We start from the raw sequence: 16,120 nt of genomic DNA, 5'->3' as shown, positions 1-16,120 counted from the left end.
GTCTCTATTCGATCCAACAAACTCTAAGGACCAATTGCGTGGAAGCTATCGATCTGCTCCTCACCCGCCGTTCCGTTGTCGCCAAGGATATGGCCGGGCCGGGTCCCGACGCGGCCGAGCTGGAAAAAATTCTGACCGCCGGAATTCGAGTTCCAGACCATGGCAAGATTGGTCCCTGGCGCATTCAGGTGCTGCACGAGACGGGCCAAGCCGCACTGGGCGAAGTCTTCGCAAGTCGCTTTGCCGAAATCTGGGGCGAGGACGCCAGCGAGAAAATGATCGCTTTCGAACGGGAACGGCCGAGCCGGGCGCCGGTTCTTCTGGTGGTCACCGCAGACCTGCATCCGGAACACAAGGTGCCGCTGGTCGAGCAACAGATGTCAGGCGGCGCCGTCTGCATGAACCTGCTGAATGCGGCCCATGCACTCGGCTATGTCGCCCAGTGGCTGACGGAATGGCCGGCCTTCGACGAAGGTGTAAAAAAAGCCCTCGGGCATTCCGCCGAGACCGAGATCATCGGGTTCATGTATATCGGCAGCGCCGCGAACCCGCCAATGGAACGACCACGCCCCGATCTGGAGACCGTCGTCTCCGAATGGACAGGCGCGTGAGCGGGCTGACCATTCGCCAGGCAACGCTGGCGGATATTCCGCGCGCAGCCGAAATTTTCCTCGATGCCCGTCTGCTCGCCTACAGCCCGATCTTTTCCGAGACGATCATTCGCGAGACGTCGGCACCCGATCTGCCGAAATGGCCGGCGCTTGTGGAGAGAAATCCACCGGCGTTCTTTCTGGCGGAAACAGAAGCTGGAGTGCAGGGCCTTCTTCTGATCGAGGAGAGACGCCTGGACAGCCTGCACGTAGACCCTGCTTCTCACGGCCTTGGGATCGGACGCGCATTGTTCGAGTTCGCCCGGGACCTGATTGGTCCCGGGATGGATCTCGTCTGCTTGGTCGGTAATGACAGGGCGAAACGATTTTACGAGAAAGCGGGTCTCCGCAACGCCGGCATAATCGACCAGGCAACCGGCAGTGTGGTCAACAAGGGCTATCGCTTCGTGTACGACGGTTAGCGCCTTTGACGGTTAGCCCCTGTTTTGTAATTTGCTTGCCAAGACCTTGATATGGGCGGCACCAATCCCGCAGCATCCGCCGATGACCGTTGCCCCCGTATCATGCCACTTTCTGGCCCACGCCAGATAGGATGGCGGGTCGAGATCCTCGCGCATTTCGCTGAAGCCTTCATTCGCCGGAGTCGTTCTTTCAGCCCGGCTGACCGTCCGGCCAAAAGCATTGGCATACGCGCCGACCCGAACCGTTTCTGGCAAAATAGCCTTCGCTTCCCGGATCGCCTGCTCCATCACTTCCGGGGCGCTACAATTGAACAACACGGCCTCCGCTTCATACAGCATTGCTGCCATCACGGCGTCATGTACGGACTCGCCGGACCGCAGCACGATATCGTCGCCCACATCCCCATCGTCCCTTAGAGTATAGGAGACCCAGAGCGGTTTTGGCGCCGCCTTCAGCGCATCGGCCGCTGCTCGCATTTCAGCGATGCTGCTGGTCGTCTCGATCAGCCAGAGATCGGCATGCGGCGCCAGGCCGTCGACAAATGCCTTAAGCAGGGTTGGTGCGCGCTCCGCATCGAAGTCATCCGGCAGGTAAGAGCCGAACAGCGGAGGAATGCAGCCAGCGACACGGACGCCGGAATGCTTGTCCGCTGCAGCCCGCGCCAGCGCGCCGGACAATTCGATAAGCCGCCTGCCGTCACTGGAAAATCGCTCTTCGCCGATATGATAGGGCACGACCGCATAGCTGTTCGTCGTGATCACCTCGGCTCCGGCTTTGATGAATTCGACATGCGCCAATTCAACGATTTCAGGCGTTTCCATCAATCCAAGCGCGGACCATTCCGGTTGTCTGAATGGGGCACCAAGGCGCTCGAGCTCGCGAGAGAAACCGCCATCAAGAATGATAAGATCCTGAGACATACACATGGTCCTTCCCTTTATCTGTCGTGCCCCGGTATTCCGCCACGGCGTTGCCGAACTTCTGCGTTACGGTTGTTATCCAGAGAAGCCTCTTGCCCGCGAAAGGCAAGATGCTTACCACTCGACGGCCATATGCTTTTCTTCTGGGAGGAACAATGAAAAAGATTACAAAAGTGCTGCGCGCCAGCCTGCTTGGCGCGGCGCTGACAGTCCCGGCGCTGATCGCAGCCGATGCCGGCGCCGAAACCCGCGTGACCTACAAGTCTGCGAAATCGACCTCGTCCTATTACCAGATGGCCGTTCAGGTTGCAGAAGCCGTTAAAAAGGCCACCGGCGGCGGCATGGTACTGACCGTCGAGGAGAGCCAGGGCTCGGTCCAGAACGTCAAGGAAAGCGCTCGCCGCCCCGGCAACTACGTCTTCACCACGCCGCCGGTTCTGGTCAAGCTCGCCATGGCCAACAAAGGCAAGTTCGAGGGCGACACGGATTACAAAACCATCCGCGCCCTGTTCCCGATCCCGTCCCTCACCATGCACTTCGTCGTCCGCGCCGATAGCGGTGTGAAAAGCTTCGAGGATCTTGCCGGCAAGAGCTTCATCATCGGCAAGGGCAGCTTCGGCGCCCGCGAGGCCGCCAAGAACTTCAAGTTGTTCGGTCTTGAAGGCAAGGTGAAGCTGGTAGACGCAGAGCTGAACGCTGCAGTTCCCGCTCTGAAGAACCGTCAGGTCGACGGCTTCGCCACCGCCGGCTCCTACCCTGCCCCGAACGTGATCGAGGCTGCTGCCGGCACCGAGGTCCGCTTGCTCTCCATGTCCGCTGAGCAGATCAAGCAGACCAAGCGCACCAAGCTGGTGATCCCGGCCGGTACTTATCCCGGCATCGATACCGACGTGAACACCACGTCGCTTCCAGTGGTTGCCTATACCACAACGAAGATGAGCAACGACAACGCCTACACGCTGACCAAAGCCTATTGGGACGCAAAGGGCTCTATGGGCAAGACCGCCAAGTGGTGGGACGGCGTGAAGCCGGAAATGCTGGCCAACGTGATCGGCAAGCTGCATCCGGGCGCGGCCCGCTACTATGCGGAAGCCGGTGTCACGATTCCGGACGCCATCAAGTAATCAGAACGTCAAACAGCGGGAGACGGACCGCCGTCTCCCGCGCCTGCCCTTTCCCGATACGCGACCGAGATAGCGCCGATGCTCCCCTCCGCCGATGACCGGGCCGCGCCGATGGGCGCCATGGCCAGTCTCGTGACCCTGCTTGCTTTCGGGTCCGTCGCCTTTCATGTCACCCTGATCTTCACCGGCCTGCTGCCGAACCTTGTCGTGCGGCCGGTACATCTGGCATTGGCGCTGCCATGGGTTTTCATCATCGGCGCGAGTGGTTCCCTCTTCTCCCGGATCTCCGGCTGGCTGCTGGCCACAGCCGGTATCGCCATCTGCGCCTATATCGCCTGGAACACCGACGCCCTTAGCGATCAGTACGGTTACACCGAAGGCTGGCTGCAACGCGCGGGCGGTGTCCTGATCCTGCTGATCGTTCTGGAAATGGCCCGCCGGGCGGTCAAGCTGGCCCTGCCTGCCCTCGCCGTCCTTGCTCTCGCCTATGGTCTGTTCGGCGAATATCTGCCGGGCGAGTTCGGCCATCCGGGCCTGCCCTTCGACAGCTTGCTCGGCACTCTCGTCATTGCCGAGGGCGGGATCTGGGGACCGCTCACCGGCGTCTCCGTCAATGTCGTTGCAATCTTCATCGTGCTCGGCGCCCTGGTCGGAGCAGGACATGGCGGTACCGGCTTTATGAATGTCGCAACCCGACTTGCCGGGCGTCTGAAAGGCGGTGCCGCCAAGGTTTCCGTGCTCGCCTCCGCCCTGTTCGGCTCGATCAGCGGCTCGGCCTCTGCCAATGTGGCCTCCACCGGCGCCTTTACCATTCCGACCATGCGCAGGCTCGGCTACCCGGCGCCGCTCGCCGCCGCCGTTGAGGCTGTCGCGTCGTCCGGCGGGCAGATCATGCCGCCGCTGATGGGGGCCGGTGCCTTCGTCATGGTGGAGCTGCTGGCGACCACCTACGACACCATCGTCGCCGCCGCGATCCTGCCTGCCATCCTGTTCTTCGCCGCCGTCTGGTTCGGTATCGACTGGTTCGCCGCCCGTGACGGGCTGAAGGCGATGGACGCCTCCGAGATCCCGGACCGGCGCACCGTGCTGCGCACGCTGCCTTTCTTCGTCATCCCCTTCGGCGCCCTGCTGTTCGTGCTGTTCGGCACCGGCTACACGCCGCAATATGCCGCCGGTGTAGCCATCTTCGCCGCGGCCGCCATGCTGCCGCTGAACCCAGACGGCTTTGCCGGTTTGAAGGCAACCTGGGATCGGTTGTCTGGCGCCGCCGTGGACGCCGCACGGCAGATCGCCATGATCGCCTCAATCATTCTTTGCGCGGGAATCATCGTCGGCGTCCTGAACATGACCGGGCTCGGCGTCAAGGTGACCTCTGCCATCCTGTCGTTCTCCGGAGGCCAGCTCTGGGCCGCCCTGCTGCTAACCGCGCTGGCCTGCCTGATCCTCGGCATGGAAGTGCCGACTACAGCAGCCTATGTGATCTGCATCTCCGTCGCCGGTCCTGCGCTGCAGGAGCTCGGCCTGCCGCCGCTGACGGCACATCTCTTCGTCTTCTGGTATGCGCTGCTTTCCACCATCACGCCGCCGGTCTGCGGCACCGTCTTCATTGCTGCCGGGATGGCCGATGCGCCCTGGCTGAAGGTCGCGGGCAATGCCATGCGGCTCGGTATCGGCCTCTATATCGTACCGCTCGGCATCGTCGCGAACCCGTCCCTGATCGCCCTCACCGACACGCCATTGCTGGCCCTGGCTGCCTTCGTAAAGCTCGGCGCCGGACTGGCGCTGACAAGCTGGGGCCTCGTCAATGCGACCTCCGGCCTGCGCGCCATCGCGTCCTTTGCTGCCGGACTCGCCCTGGTGTTCGCCTTCGGCTTCTGATGTAGTCTCGTCCCCGTCCAACCAAACGGAGTCCTCGCATGCCCTCCATCGTCGTCAAATCCAGCATCTACGGAGACATGTTCGGCACCGCCGATATGCGCGGCCTGTTCGAGGATGACACCATGCTCGGGCTCTATCTCGATGTGGAAACGGCGCTGGCACGGGCACAGACGAAGCTCGGCCTGATCCCGGAAGCCGCCGCGAAGGCGATCACCGAGGCTGCCGATACCGACAAGATCGACATGGACAAGCTGTCCGCCCGGACACAGATCGTCGGCTACCCGATCCTGCCGCTGGTCGAGCAGCTTTCAGACTGGGCGCCGGACGGGCTCGGGCAATATTGCCACTGGGGTGCGACCACCCAGGACATCATGGATACCGCCGATGTGCTCCAGGTCCGCGCTGGTCTCGATATCGTCGAGGAATATCTTGAGCGGATCGCCGCAGCGCTGGCCAAGCTGGCGCAGGAATATGCCGACACCCCGATGGCGGGCCGCACCCACCTGCAACACGCGCTGCCGGTCAGCTTCGGCTTCAAGGCCGCGACCTGGCTGTCTGCTATCGACCGGCACCGCACCCGCCTGGCCGAGTTGCGTGGCCGGGTCGAGGTTGTGCAATTCTCCGGCGCCGCCGGTACCCTCGCCTCGCTCTCCGGAAATGGCCTGGCGACCCAAGCGGCGCTCGCTGAAGAACTCGGCCTCGCCGTGCCGGACATCACTTGGCACACCATCCGCGACGGTTTCGCCGAGGTCACTGGCTTCCTCGCCCTCGTCGCCGCCAGCATCGGCAAGATCGGCTATGACATCATGCTGATGATGCAAACTGAAACCGGCGAAGTGCTGGAGCCTTACGTTGCCGGGCGCGGCGCCTCCTCGACCATGCCGCAGAAGCGTAACCCGATTTCCTCGGAGATGATGCTGGCCGCCGCCAAGATCGTGCGTGAGCAGCACAGCGCCATGCTGGATGCGATGGTTCAGGACCATGAGCGCGCGACCGGCCAGTGGCATGTCGAATGGCACGCCCTGCCAACCGCTTTCATCGTCGCTTCCGGCGGCCTCGCAGCGGCGGCGGAAGTGCTGGAAGGGCTGGAAGTCCGCCCGGACGCCATGCGTCAGGTACTCGACACCACCAAAGGCCTGATCGTCGCAGAAGCGGTGATGATGGGCCTCGCCCCGCATATCGGCCGGCAGGTAGCCCATGACGTGGTCTACGATTGCTGCCGCAAGGCGCTCTCCGGAGAGGCGACGTTCCTCGACGCGCTGATGGCCGAGCCGGAGATTTCCGGGGCGCTCGACCGGGACAGCGTCGAGGCCCTGACCAAGCCGGAGAATTATCTCGGCGAAGCGCCCGAGATGGTCCGCCGGCTTTTGCTGAAACGGCGCAACTAACCTTCAGGCATTCTCGAACAGGTTCCTGCCCGTCCGGTCTTCGCCCCGCATAAGGAAGACCTTCTGGCGGGATTGGTCCCGGATCTTCTGCGTCTCGGACTTGCGCTTTGCCAATTCGCGGTCGAACAGGCTCGTCGTCGGCATGAACCGCATGGTCATGCCGCGCCGGGGCTTGTCCGAATGGTTCGCCTCCGAGCCATGCAGCAGATAGACATCATGCAGCGAAAGCTGCCCGGCTTTCAGAACCAGATCGACGGCCTCACTTTCATCGAAAGCAGTCGGATCGAGTTCCTGATTCAGGGTCACATCGGTTGCCTCGGTGCGGCTGTGCGCCTTGAGACGTTGGTCCTTGTGCGAGCCACGGATGAATTTCAGGCAGCCGTTCTCCGGCGTCGCATCGTCGACGGCAAGCCAGACTGTGCAGGTCGCGAGCGGCCGGATCGGCCAGTATTCGCCGTCCTGATGCCAGGGCGTCCGTTTGCCGCCATGGGCCGGCTTGGCGAAGAAACTCATGTTCCAGAGCGCAATGTCCGGCCCGATGAGTTGGCCAACCATGTCGAGGATCTCGGGGCTCTCCGCGAATTTCCTGAAAGCCGGCTCGTAGTCAAGAAGGGCAGAACAGTAATCCCTGAATTCCGGATGCCGTTCCAGCAAAGCGGCATGCAGAGCCTTGATCTCCTCCAGCGCATCCGTGTCGAGACGAAAATCAGGGATGACGTAGCCGTCCTCCTGATAGCGGGCAGCTTGATCGGAACTCAGCATTTCTTCCTCCCGTTCCGTTTTTCCGACAGCCTATCGTCCCCGACGGCCTTTGTCCCATCGCGACCGCCTCTTGTCCCGGCAGATGGAATCGTAGAGACTCCTGAACAAAAAGGGGGAAGCGGGGCATGACGGAAAATCGGGGAGAAGCATTGCGCGCAAGGCTTGCAGCGCTGAGGGTCGTGCCCGTGATTCGAACGCCCAGTGCGGATTTGGCGATCCGTGCCTGCGAATGGCTGCTTGATGCAGGAATGCAGGCCCTGGAACTCACCTTCACCACTCCCGATGCCGACCGTGTGATCCAAACCTTCGCCCGTACCGCACCGGACGCTCTGATTGGTGCCGGAACGGTACGAACGCCCGCACAGGCGAAGGCCGCGATCGATGCGGGGGCCGCCTTTCTGGTCTCCCCCGGTGCCGCACCGGGTGTCGGCGAGGCCGCTGCACTGGCCGGGGTGCCTTATCTACCCGGCGCAGCAACCCCAAGCGAAGTCGAAGCGCGCTGGGCAGCCGGCGCGGCTGTCGTGAAGATCTTTCCCGCCCGGGAATGCGGCGGCCCCGGCTTCCTCAAGGCAATCAGATCCGTCTATCCCGAAATTCCCCTGATGCCGACCGGCGGCGTCTCGCCCGACACGGCCAAAGCCTATCTCGATGCCGGAGCACTCTGCCTCGGTATGGGCGGTGAGCTGGTGCCGGTCGATGCCCTGAAGGCAAACGATCCGGGACCAGTCAGGGAAGCGGCAGCACGCGCGCTAGCGGCGGTTCACGGATGATGCAGTTCCCCGAACTTCTCTGCCTTGGCGAGCCGATGCTGGAATTCAATCAGCAACCGGACGAACGCTATCTCACCGGGCATGGCGGCGATACGTCGAATGTCGCCGTGGCCGCCGCCCGGCAGGGTGCCTCAGTCGGTTATCTCACCCGGATCGGACGCGATACGTTCGGCGAAAGCTTTATGGAGCTTTGGGAGAATGAAGGCATCGACACAAGCGGTGTCGAGGCCTGCGCGGACGGTCATACTGGAATCTATTTCGTCACGCACGGTCCGGACGGACACCGCTTCAGCTATCACCGTGCGGGATCAGCGGCGAGCCTGATGACGCCGGACTTCCTGCCACATGGCATGATCCGGGATGCCAAGATCCTGCACATCTCCGGCATCAGCATGGCGATTTCCAACAGCGCTGCCGATACTGTCTTCGCGGCAATCGCACTTGCCAGGGAAGCAGGTGTGAAAGTCTCGGTCGACCCCAATCTGCGTCTGAAACTCTGGCCGCTGGACAGGGCCCGCGCCATGACCCATGCCGCTATGGCGGAGGCTGATATCGCCCTGCCCGGCCTGGACGACGCAACCATCCTGACAGGGAAGAGCGACCCCGATGCCATCGCGGATTTCTATCTCGGTCTCGGAGCGAAAACGGTCGCCCTGACTCTTGGCGAAGCAGGCTGCCTGGTCGCCACAAACGCACAAAGGGAGCGGATTCCGTCCCGCCCGGTTGACGCCGTGGACGCAACTGGCGCAGGGGACACTTTCGACGGCTGTTTCCTTGCGGATTTTCTCCGCAACGGTGACCCATTCCGGGCGGCGCACTACGCCAACACCGGAGCCGCCCTGTCGACACGCGGTTTCGGCGCGGTCGGCCCGATGCCAAAAAGGGATCAAGTTGAAACCGCGATGACAGGCGGCGGCGCGAAGGGCGATTCTGTTTAGGCGATGAGACCAACAGGACTGGCTGGAGTGGTGGCCCGACAGCAAGCCTGCCGGCGGATTCGGTGCTGACGGCTAGGTCAAACCGCTTGCCGCGAAACTGGCCTCACCTCCGCCGACGAGTGCTTTTCCTCTCCGCGCCAATGACTCATAATAATGTTTCCAAACGTCCCCGCTCCCCGGAAACACATTGTGCGCGACCGGATCAATCACATGCAGCTTGATAAATCAGCGTCTCACGCAACAGGAGATCGCAGGGCAGTCGCTGGGATAACCGGAAAGCCGGTCACGCTGTCTTTTCGGCAATGCCTGATCGCGCTTATCTTTTCCAGCATAGCATCGATCATCGGCTACCTTTTCGGCACGCCAGAGGACGCTGTCTTCACCGCGTGCGTGGCACTTGTCGGCGGCTATATGGCCCTGAATATCGGCGCCAACGATGTTGCCAATTCCGTCGGCCCGCTGGTTGGTGCGCGGGCGCTGCCGCTGGGAGCGGCATTGCTGCTCGCCGCCATCGCCGGGACAGCAGGTGCCTTGCTTGCCGGAGAACATGTCGCCGGCCGTATTGCCTTCCGCATCGTCGACCAGGAAATGGTGCGCGATCCGGCACAGTTCGTCACCGGCATGTTGGCGGCCCTGTTGGGTGCCGCGCTCTGGGTTAATGCCGCGAACCTGTTCCGGGCACCGATTTCAACGACACACGCAATCATCGGAGGAATCGTCGGCGTTGCCGTATTTGCAATTGGAAGTGACGCTATTGCCTGGTCGGAAATTTCCCTGATTACATTTGGCTGGTTCCTCTCTCCACTGCTCAGCGCGGCCGCCGCTGTTTTCATCCTCGCATTCATCAAATCCGAACTGCTGGAGGTACAGGACAAGCTCAGGGCCGCCCGGACCTGGATCCCGATTATGGTCGCCGCCATGGCCGCGCTCTTTACCCTGTACCTGATCGCCAAGGGGCTCACCAATGTCTGGGTCCCGACAACACCGGTCCTGGTTACCACCGTCCTTGGCGCCTTTATCGCTGCGCTCGCGATATCCGGTCCTTATATCCGCCGGAACTCCATGGGACTGGCAAACAGAGGCCAGGCCGTGCGGGCGCTGTTTCGCGTCCCGCTTATCGCTGCAGGCGGGTTTCTCGCTTTCTCTCATGGCGCAAACGACATCGCCAATGTTGCCGGACCGGTCACAGCGATACTGCATGTGCAGAAGACATCCGACGTCAGCCTTTCGCCCGACATTCCGACTTGGGTCTTCATACTCGGCGCCCTCGGCCTTTCTTGCGGCCTGCTGTTTTTCAGCTCCGGCATGGTGCGGGTGGTTGCCACCAGGATCACAAAGATCAATCCTATCCGGGCCTATGCAATCGCCATGGCAACAGCCTCGACGGTCACCGCCGCATCGTGGATCGGCCTGCCGGTCAGCACCACGCAGATCGCCGTCGGCGCTATCATCGGGATCGGCATCTACCGCGAGTTCCGTGCCCAGCGCACTCTGGAGAAGCGGGATGTCGAGGCGGGCATCAAGAACGCGGGCACGGGGAACGCGGGAACAGGGAAAAAGCGCAAGCGGCGGCTCATCCGGCGGGATGATGCGATCCGCATTCTCGCGGTGTGGGCGTTCACCTTCCCGGCTTCCGGCCTCATCGCAGCCCTGCTGTTCTGGATCATGGACCGGCTGATTTGAGGCGCAGCCCTTGCCCGTCTCTGCATTTCACGGGATGATCTGAGCTGGCTGATCCTGCCATCTTCTCCGGAGTCCCGTTCATGCATCCGAAGGTCCTTCTGATCGGACATCTTTACCATCCCGACGGTGAAACTCATCTAGCTGCCCGCGCCGATTTGACAGTCCTCCCGGCTCCAACTCGGGAGGAACTTCTGGAAGCGGCCAAAACTGCTCAGGCCATAAGCCCGCGCTATCCACACCGCGCCGATTCAGATGTAATCGAGGCGGCGGAAGATCTGGTGATTATCCATACGTCCGGGCGCGGTACAGATGCCGTTGATGTCGAGGCGGCGACCCGGCGAGGGGTGATCGTCTGCAACAATCCGGGCTTCGGGCGCATCCCGGTTTCCGAACATGCATTGTTCCTGATGCTCGGTCTCTCCCGGCACGGCAGGGAGCATGACGCAATCATGCGCACGGGACGCGGCTGGGAAGACCGGCTGCAGAAGCACAACATCATCCGCGACCTGCAGGGCGGTGTCCTCGGCATCGTCGGGCTCGGCCAGATCGGCTCTGAAATGGCGCGAAAATGCGCCGTCGCCTTCGACATGACCGTGCTGGCCTACGATCCCTATGTCAGCCAGAAACATGCCGAAAGCGTTGGCGCCACACTTTGCCCGACACTCGAGGATTTGCTGGGTAAAGCCGATTATGTCTCGATCCATGCAGAGCTGAACGACGACACACATCACATCATCAACGAGACGACGCTCCGGCAGATGCAACCCCATGCCTGTCTGATCAATACCGCGCGCGGCAAGATCGTCTCCCAGGACGCGCTGCACAAAGCTCTGACGGAAGGCTGGATTCGCGCCGCTGCGCTCGATGTCTACGAGGTCGAGCCGGTCGGGCCGGACAATCCGTTGCTCGCACTCGACAACCTGCTGCTCTCCCCGCATATCGGAGGGCTGACGGAAAGCTTCATGTCCGGCAGCGCGATGGCGGTTGCCACAAAGATCCTGCAAGCCCTTTCAGGCCAGCCACCCGAGGATATCGTGAACCCGGAGGCTTGGGAGCCAGCAAAGCAGCGTGCCATGCGGCTCCTTTCAGGCGCCTGACCCGCACCACAACTAACCGGCCGGCTGCTTTTCCGTCTCGGCGACATCCCGGATATTCTCGGCCTCTTCGAGCTCCCGGTCCAGCTTGTCTGAAGCGTCAGCGCGCGCCGGGGACAGGCTGGCCAGCGCGACATAAATCACCGGTGTCAGATAGAGAGTGAAGGCCGCGGCAAGCCCGAGGCCGCCGAACACGACCCAGCCGATGGCGCTCCGCGCCTCGGCCCCGGGGCCCGTGCTCAGGATCAACGGAAGCCCGCCAGCAATGGTCGAGATCATCGTCATGGAAATCGGTCGCAGGCGAACAAGGGCCGCCCGTTCGACCGCCTGACGCACGCCGAAGCCGCGATCCCGCAGCTGATCCGCGAACTCGACAACCAGAATACCGTTCTTCGCCATCAAGCCGATCATCATGACAAGACCGATCTGGCTGTAGATATTGACCGAGGTCCCCGTCAGCAGCAGAGCGTAGATCGCCGCAGCGATCCCGAAAGGCACGGTCAGAACAACGATTGCCGCACTGGTGATACTCTCGAACTGGGCCACCAGGACGAGAAACACGACGATCATCGCGATGGCATAGGTAATCGCCACCTCGTTTGTGTTTTCCTCAAGCGCCTCCGCCTCGCCCAGCAGGATCAGGCTCACATCGTCCGGCAAAATTTCGTCCGCCAATTGCTGGACGTCCCGGATCGCATCATTCAGCGGCAAGCCGGGCTTGATGTCTGCATCAAGCTCCACGGCGCGGCGCTGCACATGACGGTCCAGTTCGGCCGCCACACCTTCCTCTTTCAGAGTGACCAGACTGGAGATCGGAATGAGTTTGTCCTCGCCAGTCCGGACGTAGAGATTCGTCAGATCGGTCGGGTCATTGATCGCTCCGCCGATGGCTTCAAGCCGGATCGGAATGGACTCATCGCGCACATTCAGGTCGGCGATTTCCAGCCCGTCAATTGTGACCCGCAGAACATCCGCCAGATCCTTCAGGCTGACACCAAGATCGGACGCCCTGCGACGATCGATCTTGATCGAGAGCTGCGGCTGGGTGGGCTGATAGGAAATCCGTACGTCTGAAAGATCAGGTAACCGGTCCTCAATTGCCCGCGCCAATGTCTTCGCAGCCTCAAAGAGCCTCAGATAGTCATTGCCCACCAGCGCCACCTCGACACCGCTCCCGGCGGACCAGATGTTGAGGCTGTTCGGACTGTAGGCGCGGACACGGACCCCCGGGATCTTGCTCATCTTCTGCCGTATCTCGGACAGGATTTCCTGCTGGGAGCGGACGCGTTCCTCCCATGGTGCAAGCGGTGTGGAAATGAAGGTCCGATTAAGATCCCAGCGTCCGACGATAGTGAAGACGGAGCTGATTTCTCCGCTATCCACATAGGGCTGCAAGACAGCCTCCATCAGATCAGCCTGACGGTTGCTGTATTCAAGACTGACTCCATCCGGCCCGTCTCCGCGCACATAAATGCGCCCGCGATCTTCTGACGGGAGCAATTCCTGGTCGAGGTTATTGAAGGTCATCCAGGCACCGCCGGCAATGACCAGAGAAACAGCGACTACAAGGATCGGGACCGAGAGGGCTGCCCTCAGGGTGACGCCATAAAACGCCGCCACATGTCCCCCGAGCCGACCCAGCGCAGATCTCAAGCCCACGCGGCCGGGACCCGAATCCGCAAGCCGCGCGGACAGCGCCGGTACCAGAGTGAGCGCGACGAAGGAGGAAATCATCACTGCGATGGCGAGAACAAACCCAAACTCACGGAACAGGCGTCCGGCTGTGCTCGGCAGGAAGGAAATCGGAACGAATACGGATATCAGCGTGGCAGTTGTCGCGATCACCGCGAAATAGACCTGGCGCGTTCCGAGAACGGCGGCCGCGCGACCACCAAGCCCCTGGGCCCGGCGGCGCTGGATGTTCTCGAGCACGACAATACTGTCATCGACAATCAGGCCAGTTGCCAAAACCAATGCCAGCAATGTCAGGATGTTGATCGAGAAGCCGAGCGCCCAGATCGCCGCAATCGATCCAATCAGCGCAACCGGAATGGACACGCATGGAATCAGTGTCGCCGAGGGAGAACCGAGAAAAACCCAGAGCGTCCCAATGACGATCAGGACTGCGAGTGACAGGCTGAACAGGACCTCGGAAACCGAACCTTCGATAAAAAGTGCATCGTCGGAAGTCACCATAACCTCGATCTTATCGAAGCGCCTGTTCAGGCTGGCGACGGCCTTGGTGACATTCTCCGAGATCTCGATGGTATTGGATTGCGCCTGCCGGATGATGCCGAGACCGATCACCTCCTCGCCATTGACCCGGACCAGGCTTTCCGGGTCCTCCGGACCGAAAAAGACCTGGGCCACGTCCCCGATGCGAACGGCACCACGGATGATGATATCCTCGACCTCCCCCGCCGATTCCACAGTGGCATTGGCGCGGACGAGAAACTCCTGATCGCTGGACGCGAAACTGCCTGCGGGGATATCGAACGGAGCGTCCTCGAGAACAGCGATGACGTCCGCGACAGAGAGCGCGAATGCGCTCAGCCGCATGGGATCGAGCACCACCCGCAGCAAGCGCTCCCGGTCGCCGAATTGGCTGACATCGGCAACGCCGTCGATTGAAATCAACTCCGGAACGACATCCGTTTCAACGACGCGTGTCAGCTCCTCTTCCGTCAGGCCATTCCCGGATACAGCGAGCCTCATCACCGGACTCGCATCCGCGTCGGCCTTGATGACGGTCAGTTGCTCGACACCATCCGGCAATTCGCGCTGAACCCGGCTGACCGCCTCCCGGACATCGGACGCCGCAACATCCAGATCAGCCGTCGGGCTGAACTCCACTCGCATACGGAAATTGTTTTCCTCGCTGGACGAACGGATTTCCCGGACACCGCTGACCCGCGCGACCGCGCCTTCGACCAGGCTTGTCACCTCGCTGTCCATGGTTTCCGGCGAGGCACCGTCAAGAATGCCGCGTACCGTGACGATTGGCCGATCGACGTTCGGCAGCTCGCGCACCTCGACCGCCATGATGGCCGCGACACCGGCGAGCGCGATGAGAAGATTGAGGACCAGTGCCAGCCAGGGACGCCGGACACTGACCGATGGAAGATCGCTCAGCGACGGGGTCTTGGACTGGGAAAGGGCCTTGGGCTGGGAAGGGGCCTTGGGCTGGGAAGAAGATGGGCCACTTGCCGTCGTCATGAGGTGGTCGCGTCCTGACGCGCTTTCACCGGCGGAGCTTCAGGCCCAGCCCCCGGCAGGATCTCAACCTTGATGCCCTCGCGCATGCGGTGCAGTCCCTGGGTCACAACCTTGTCACCCTGCTGGAACGCACCGTCCAGCAGAACAGTCGAAGCCTGCCGCTGCACGATGGAGACAGGCAGGCGCCTGGCGGTGCCGTCGGAAACAGCCCAGACAAAAGATCCGTCTCCACCCCACTGGATGGCGACCTCGGGCACGCTGGCACGTTCCGCCCCTTCAACATCAAGGGTGACCCTAAAGCTCATACCGGGCCGGAACCGATCATCCGGATTTGGAATTCGGGCACGCAGAACAAAAGTTCGTGTCACTTCATCAATCCGGCTTCCCATGTCGTAAATGGTGCCGTCTTCAACAGGCCCGGCTTCCCCGTCCCAAACCGCAAGCCTGACCGGATCGCCGACAGCAATCCTGCCGTGCAAGGCCTCCGCCACTTCGAAGCGGATCAGCAAGCTAGAGCGATCATCAAGAACCGCGATCTCCGTGTCGGTATCCACCCGGTCTCCCACATCGATATCGGTCATGCCGATGCGACCGGAGAACGGCGCGAGAAGAAAGCGGTCTTCCAGCGCAACCTGTGCCCGCTCAAGTTCAATCTGCGCGGCATCAACGGCAGTCACCGCGTCGTCAAGTGCCGCCTGGGTCGAGGCGCCAGACCGGCGAAGTTTCCCCTGACGTTCCGAGATCCGCTGTGCGGCCTCGAGTCGGACGCGGGCCAGATCGACCGCGAGAATCTCCGCCTTGCGGTCCAGCTCGATCAGGATTTGCCCTTTTTTCACAATGGTATCAGCGGCGAGCGCAGTCTCGGTCACCCTGCCGTCCGCGACGGGGTGCAGTCTTGCCGACTGGAATGCCCGCGCTGTTCCGACAGCTTCCGTCCGGAGCCTCTCCTTGAGGAATTGCACATCGGCGACGATAACGGCTGCCGCACGGCTCTTCTTACCCGCGCTCTGTTCGCCAACCTTGTCCTCAATGCCAAACACAGGCCCGCGATAAAACCATCCGCCGGCCACAATGACCGCCCCGACAAGCAATACCAGCAGTTGACGCGTCACGCTCATCCGAACCGTCCCATTCCGCACATCGGACTACCCGAATGCAATGAAGAAGAGTGTAGTGCTCCAACAGGTTTTGTCTATTGCGTCTCGGCAACAGACTGGCGCATCCCCGGAAGAGGCGGGCCGCCGGAATCTCTTACAGCGACCCGCCCGCAACCG

Annotated in this window: 13 protein-coding genes; 9 read left to right on the top strand and 4 right to left on the bottom strand. The window is 61.8% G+C overall.

What is annotated here, in order from left to right; translation table 11 throughout:
• Window positions 1-38 precede the first annotated feature (38 nt).
• Together ABJ076_RS05970 and ABJ076_RS05965 are read left to right on the top strand one after the other, a co-directional pair.
• A complete protein-coding gene (locus ABJ076_RS05970; protein ID WP_348191141.1) occupies window positions 39-611 on the top strand; it encodes a nitroreductase in 573 nt (190 codons plus the stop codon).
• On the top strand, window positions 608-1,072 hold the full coding sequence (locus tag ABJ076_RS05965; protein ID WP_348191138.1) for a GNAT family N-acetyltransferase: 465 nt from the start codon (window positions 608-610) through the stop codon (window positions 1,070-1,072). Before ABJ076_RS05970 ends, ABJ076_RS05965 begins: the two co-directional genes overlap by 4 nt.
• Window positions 1,073-1,084: 12 nt before the next feature.
• On the opposite strand, the gene ABJ076_RS05960 is transcribed toward ABJ076_RS05965, so the two are convergent.
• Window positions 1,085-1,993 carry a homocysteine S-methyltransferase family protein gene (locus ABJ076_RS05960; RefSeq protein WP_348191135.1) on the bottom strand — a complete coding sequence of 303 codons (909 nt, stop codon included), beginning with the start codon at window positions 1,991-1,993 and terminating at the stop codon, window positions 1,085-1,087.
• Window positions 1,994-2,148: 155 nt separating this feature from the next.
• On the opposite strand from ABJ076_RS05960, the gene ABJ076_RS05955 reads away from it, so the two are divergent.
• From ABJ076_RS05955 to ABJ076_RS05945, 3 genes are all read left to right on the top strand, one after another.
• Window positions 2,149-3,117, top strand: coding sequence for a TAXI family TRAP transporter solute-binding subunit (locus ABJ076_RS05955; protein WP_348191132.1), 969 nt, complete (start codon window positions 2,149-2,151; stop codon window positions 3,115-3,117).
• 78 nt (window positions 3,118-3,195) lie between these two features.
• Complete coding sequence (locus ABJ076_RS05950) at window positions 3,196-4,995, top strand: TRAP transporter fused permease subunit (RefSeq protein WP_348191129.1); 1,800 nt, start codon at window positions 3,196-3,198, stop codon at window positions 4,993-4,995.
• Window positions 4,996-5,033: 38 nt separating this feature from the next.
• Window positions 5,034-6,383, top strand: a complete 1,350-nt coding sequence (locus ABJ076_RS05945) for an adenylosuccinate lyase family protein (RefSeq protein WP_348191126.1) — start codon at window positions 5,034-5,036, stop codon at window positions 6,381-6,383.
• Window positions 6,384-6,386: 3 nt separating this feature from the next.
• On the opposite strand, the gene ABJ076_RS05940 is transcribed toward ABJ076_RS05945, so the two are convergent.
• Window positions 6,387-7,145 (bottom strand): phytanoyl-CoA dioxygenase family protein, encoded by a 759-nt coding sequence (locus ABJ076_RS05940; protein WP_348191123.1) that lies wholly within the window; start codon window positions 7,143-7,145, stop codon window positions 6,387-6,389.
• A gap of 125 nt (window positions 7,146-7,270) precedes the next feature.
• Between ABJ076_RS05940 and ABJ076_RS05935 the strand changes: the two genes are divergently transcribed.
• The 4 genes from ABJ076_RS05935 to ABJ076_RS05920 all read left to right on the top strand — a co-directional run bounded on the left by ABJ076_RS05935 (window position 7,271) and on the right by ABJ076_RS05920 (window position 11,633).
• A complete protein-coding gene (locus ABJ076_RS05935) occupies window positions 7,271-7,915 on the top strand; it encodes a bifunctional 4-hydroxy-2-oxoglutarate aldolase/2-dehydro-3-deoxy-phosphogluconate aldolase (RefSeq protein WP_348191120.1) in 645 nt (214 codons plus the stop codon).
• Window positions 7,912-8,853: a sugar kinase gene (locus ABJ076_RS05930; RefSeq protein ID WP_348191117.1), complete on the top strand. Its 942-nt coding sequence runs from the start codon at window positions 7,912-7,914 to the stop codon at window positions 8,851-8,853. Before ABJ076_RS05935 ends, ABJ076_RS05930 begins: the two co-directional genes overlap by 4 nt.
• Before the next feature lie 210 nt (window positions 8,854-9,063).
• On the top strand, window positions 9,064-10,536 hold the full coding sequence (locus tag ABJ076_RS05925; RefSeq protein WP_348191114.1) for an inorganic phosphate transporter: 1,473 nt from the start codon (window positions 9,064-9,066) through the stop codon (window positions 10,534-10,536).
• Window positions 10,537-10,616: 80 nt separating this feature from the next.
• Window positions 10,617-11,633, top strand: coding sequence for an NAD(P)-dependent oxidoreductase (locus ABJ076_RS05920; protein WP_348191111.1), 1,017 nt, complete (start codon window positions 10,617-10,619; stop codon window positions 11,631-11,633).
• Window positions 11,634-11,645: 12 nt separating this feature from the next.
• Here ABJ076_RS05920 and ABJ076_RS05915 read toward each other — a convergent pair whose 3' ends face one another.
• Together ABJ076_RS05915 and ABJ076_RS05910 are read right to left on the bottom strand one after the other, a co-directional pair.
• Window positions 11,646-14,846, bottom strand: coding sequence for an efflux RND transporter permease subunit (locus ABJ076_RS05915; protein WP_348191108.1), 3,201 nt, complete (start codon window positions 14,844-14,846; stop codon window positions 11,646-11,648).
• Window positions 14,843-15,964: an efflux RND transporter periplasmic adaptor subunit gene (locus tag ABJ076_RS05910; RefSeq protein WP_348191105.1), complete on the bottom strand. Its 1,122-nt coding sequence runs from the start codon at window positions 15,962-15,964 to the stop codon at window positions 14,843-14,845. The genes ABJ076_RS05915 and ABJ076_RS05910 overlap by 4 nt, the downstream gene beginning before the upstream one ends.
• Between the last annotated feature and the right edge of the window lie 156 nt (window positions 15,965-16,120).

Origin of the sequence: Nisaea sp., from assembly GCF_039990255.1 — a bacterium.
Taxonomy (GTDB): domain Bacteria; phylum Pseudomonadota; class Alphaproteobacteria; order Thalassobaculales; family Thalassobaculaceae; genus Nisaea.
The sequence above is the reverse complement of the archived record's forward strand: the minus strand, read 5'-3'. Positions and strand labels throughout refer to the sequence as shown.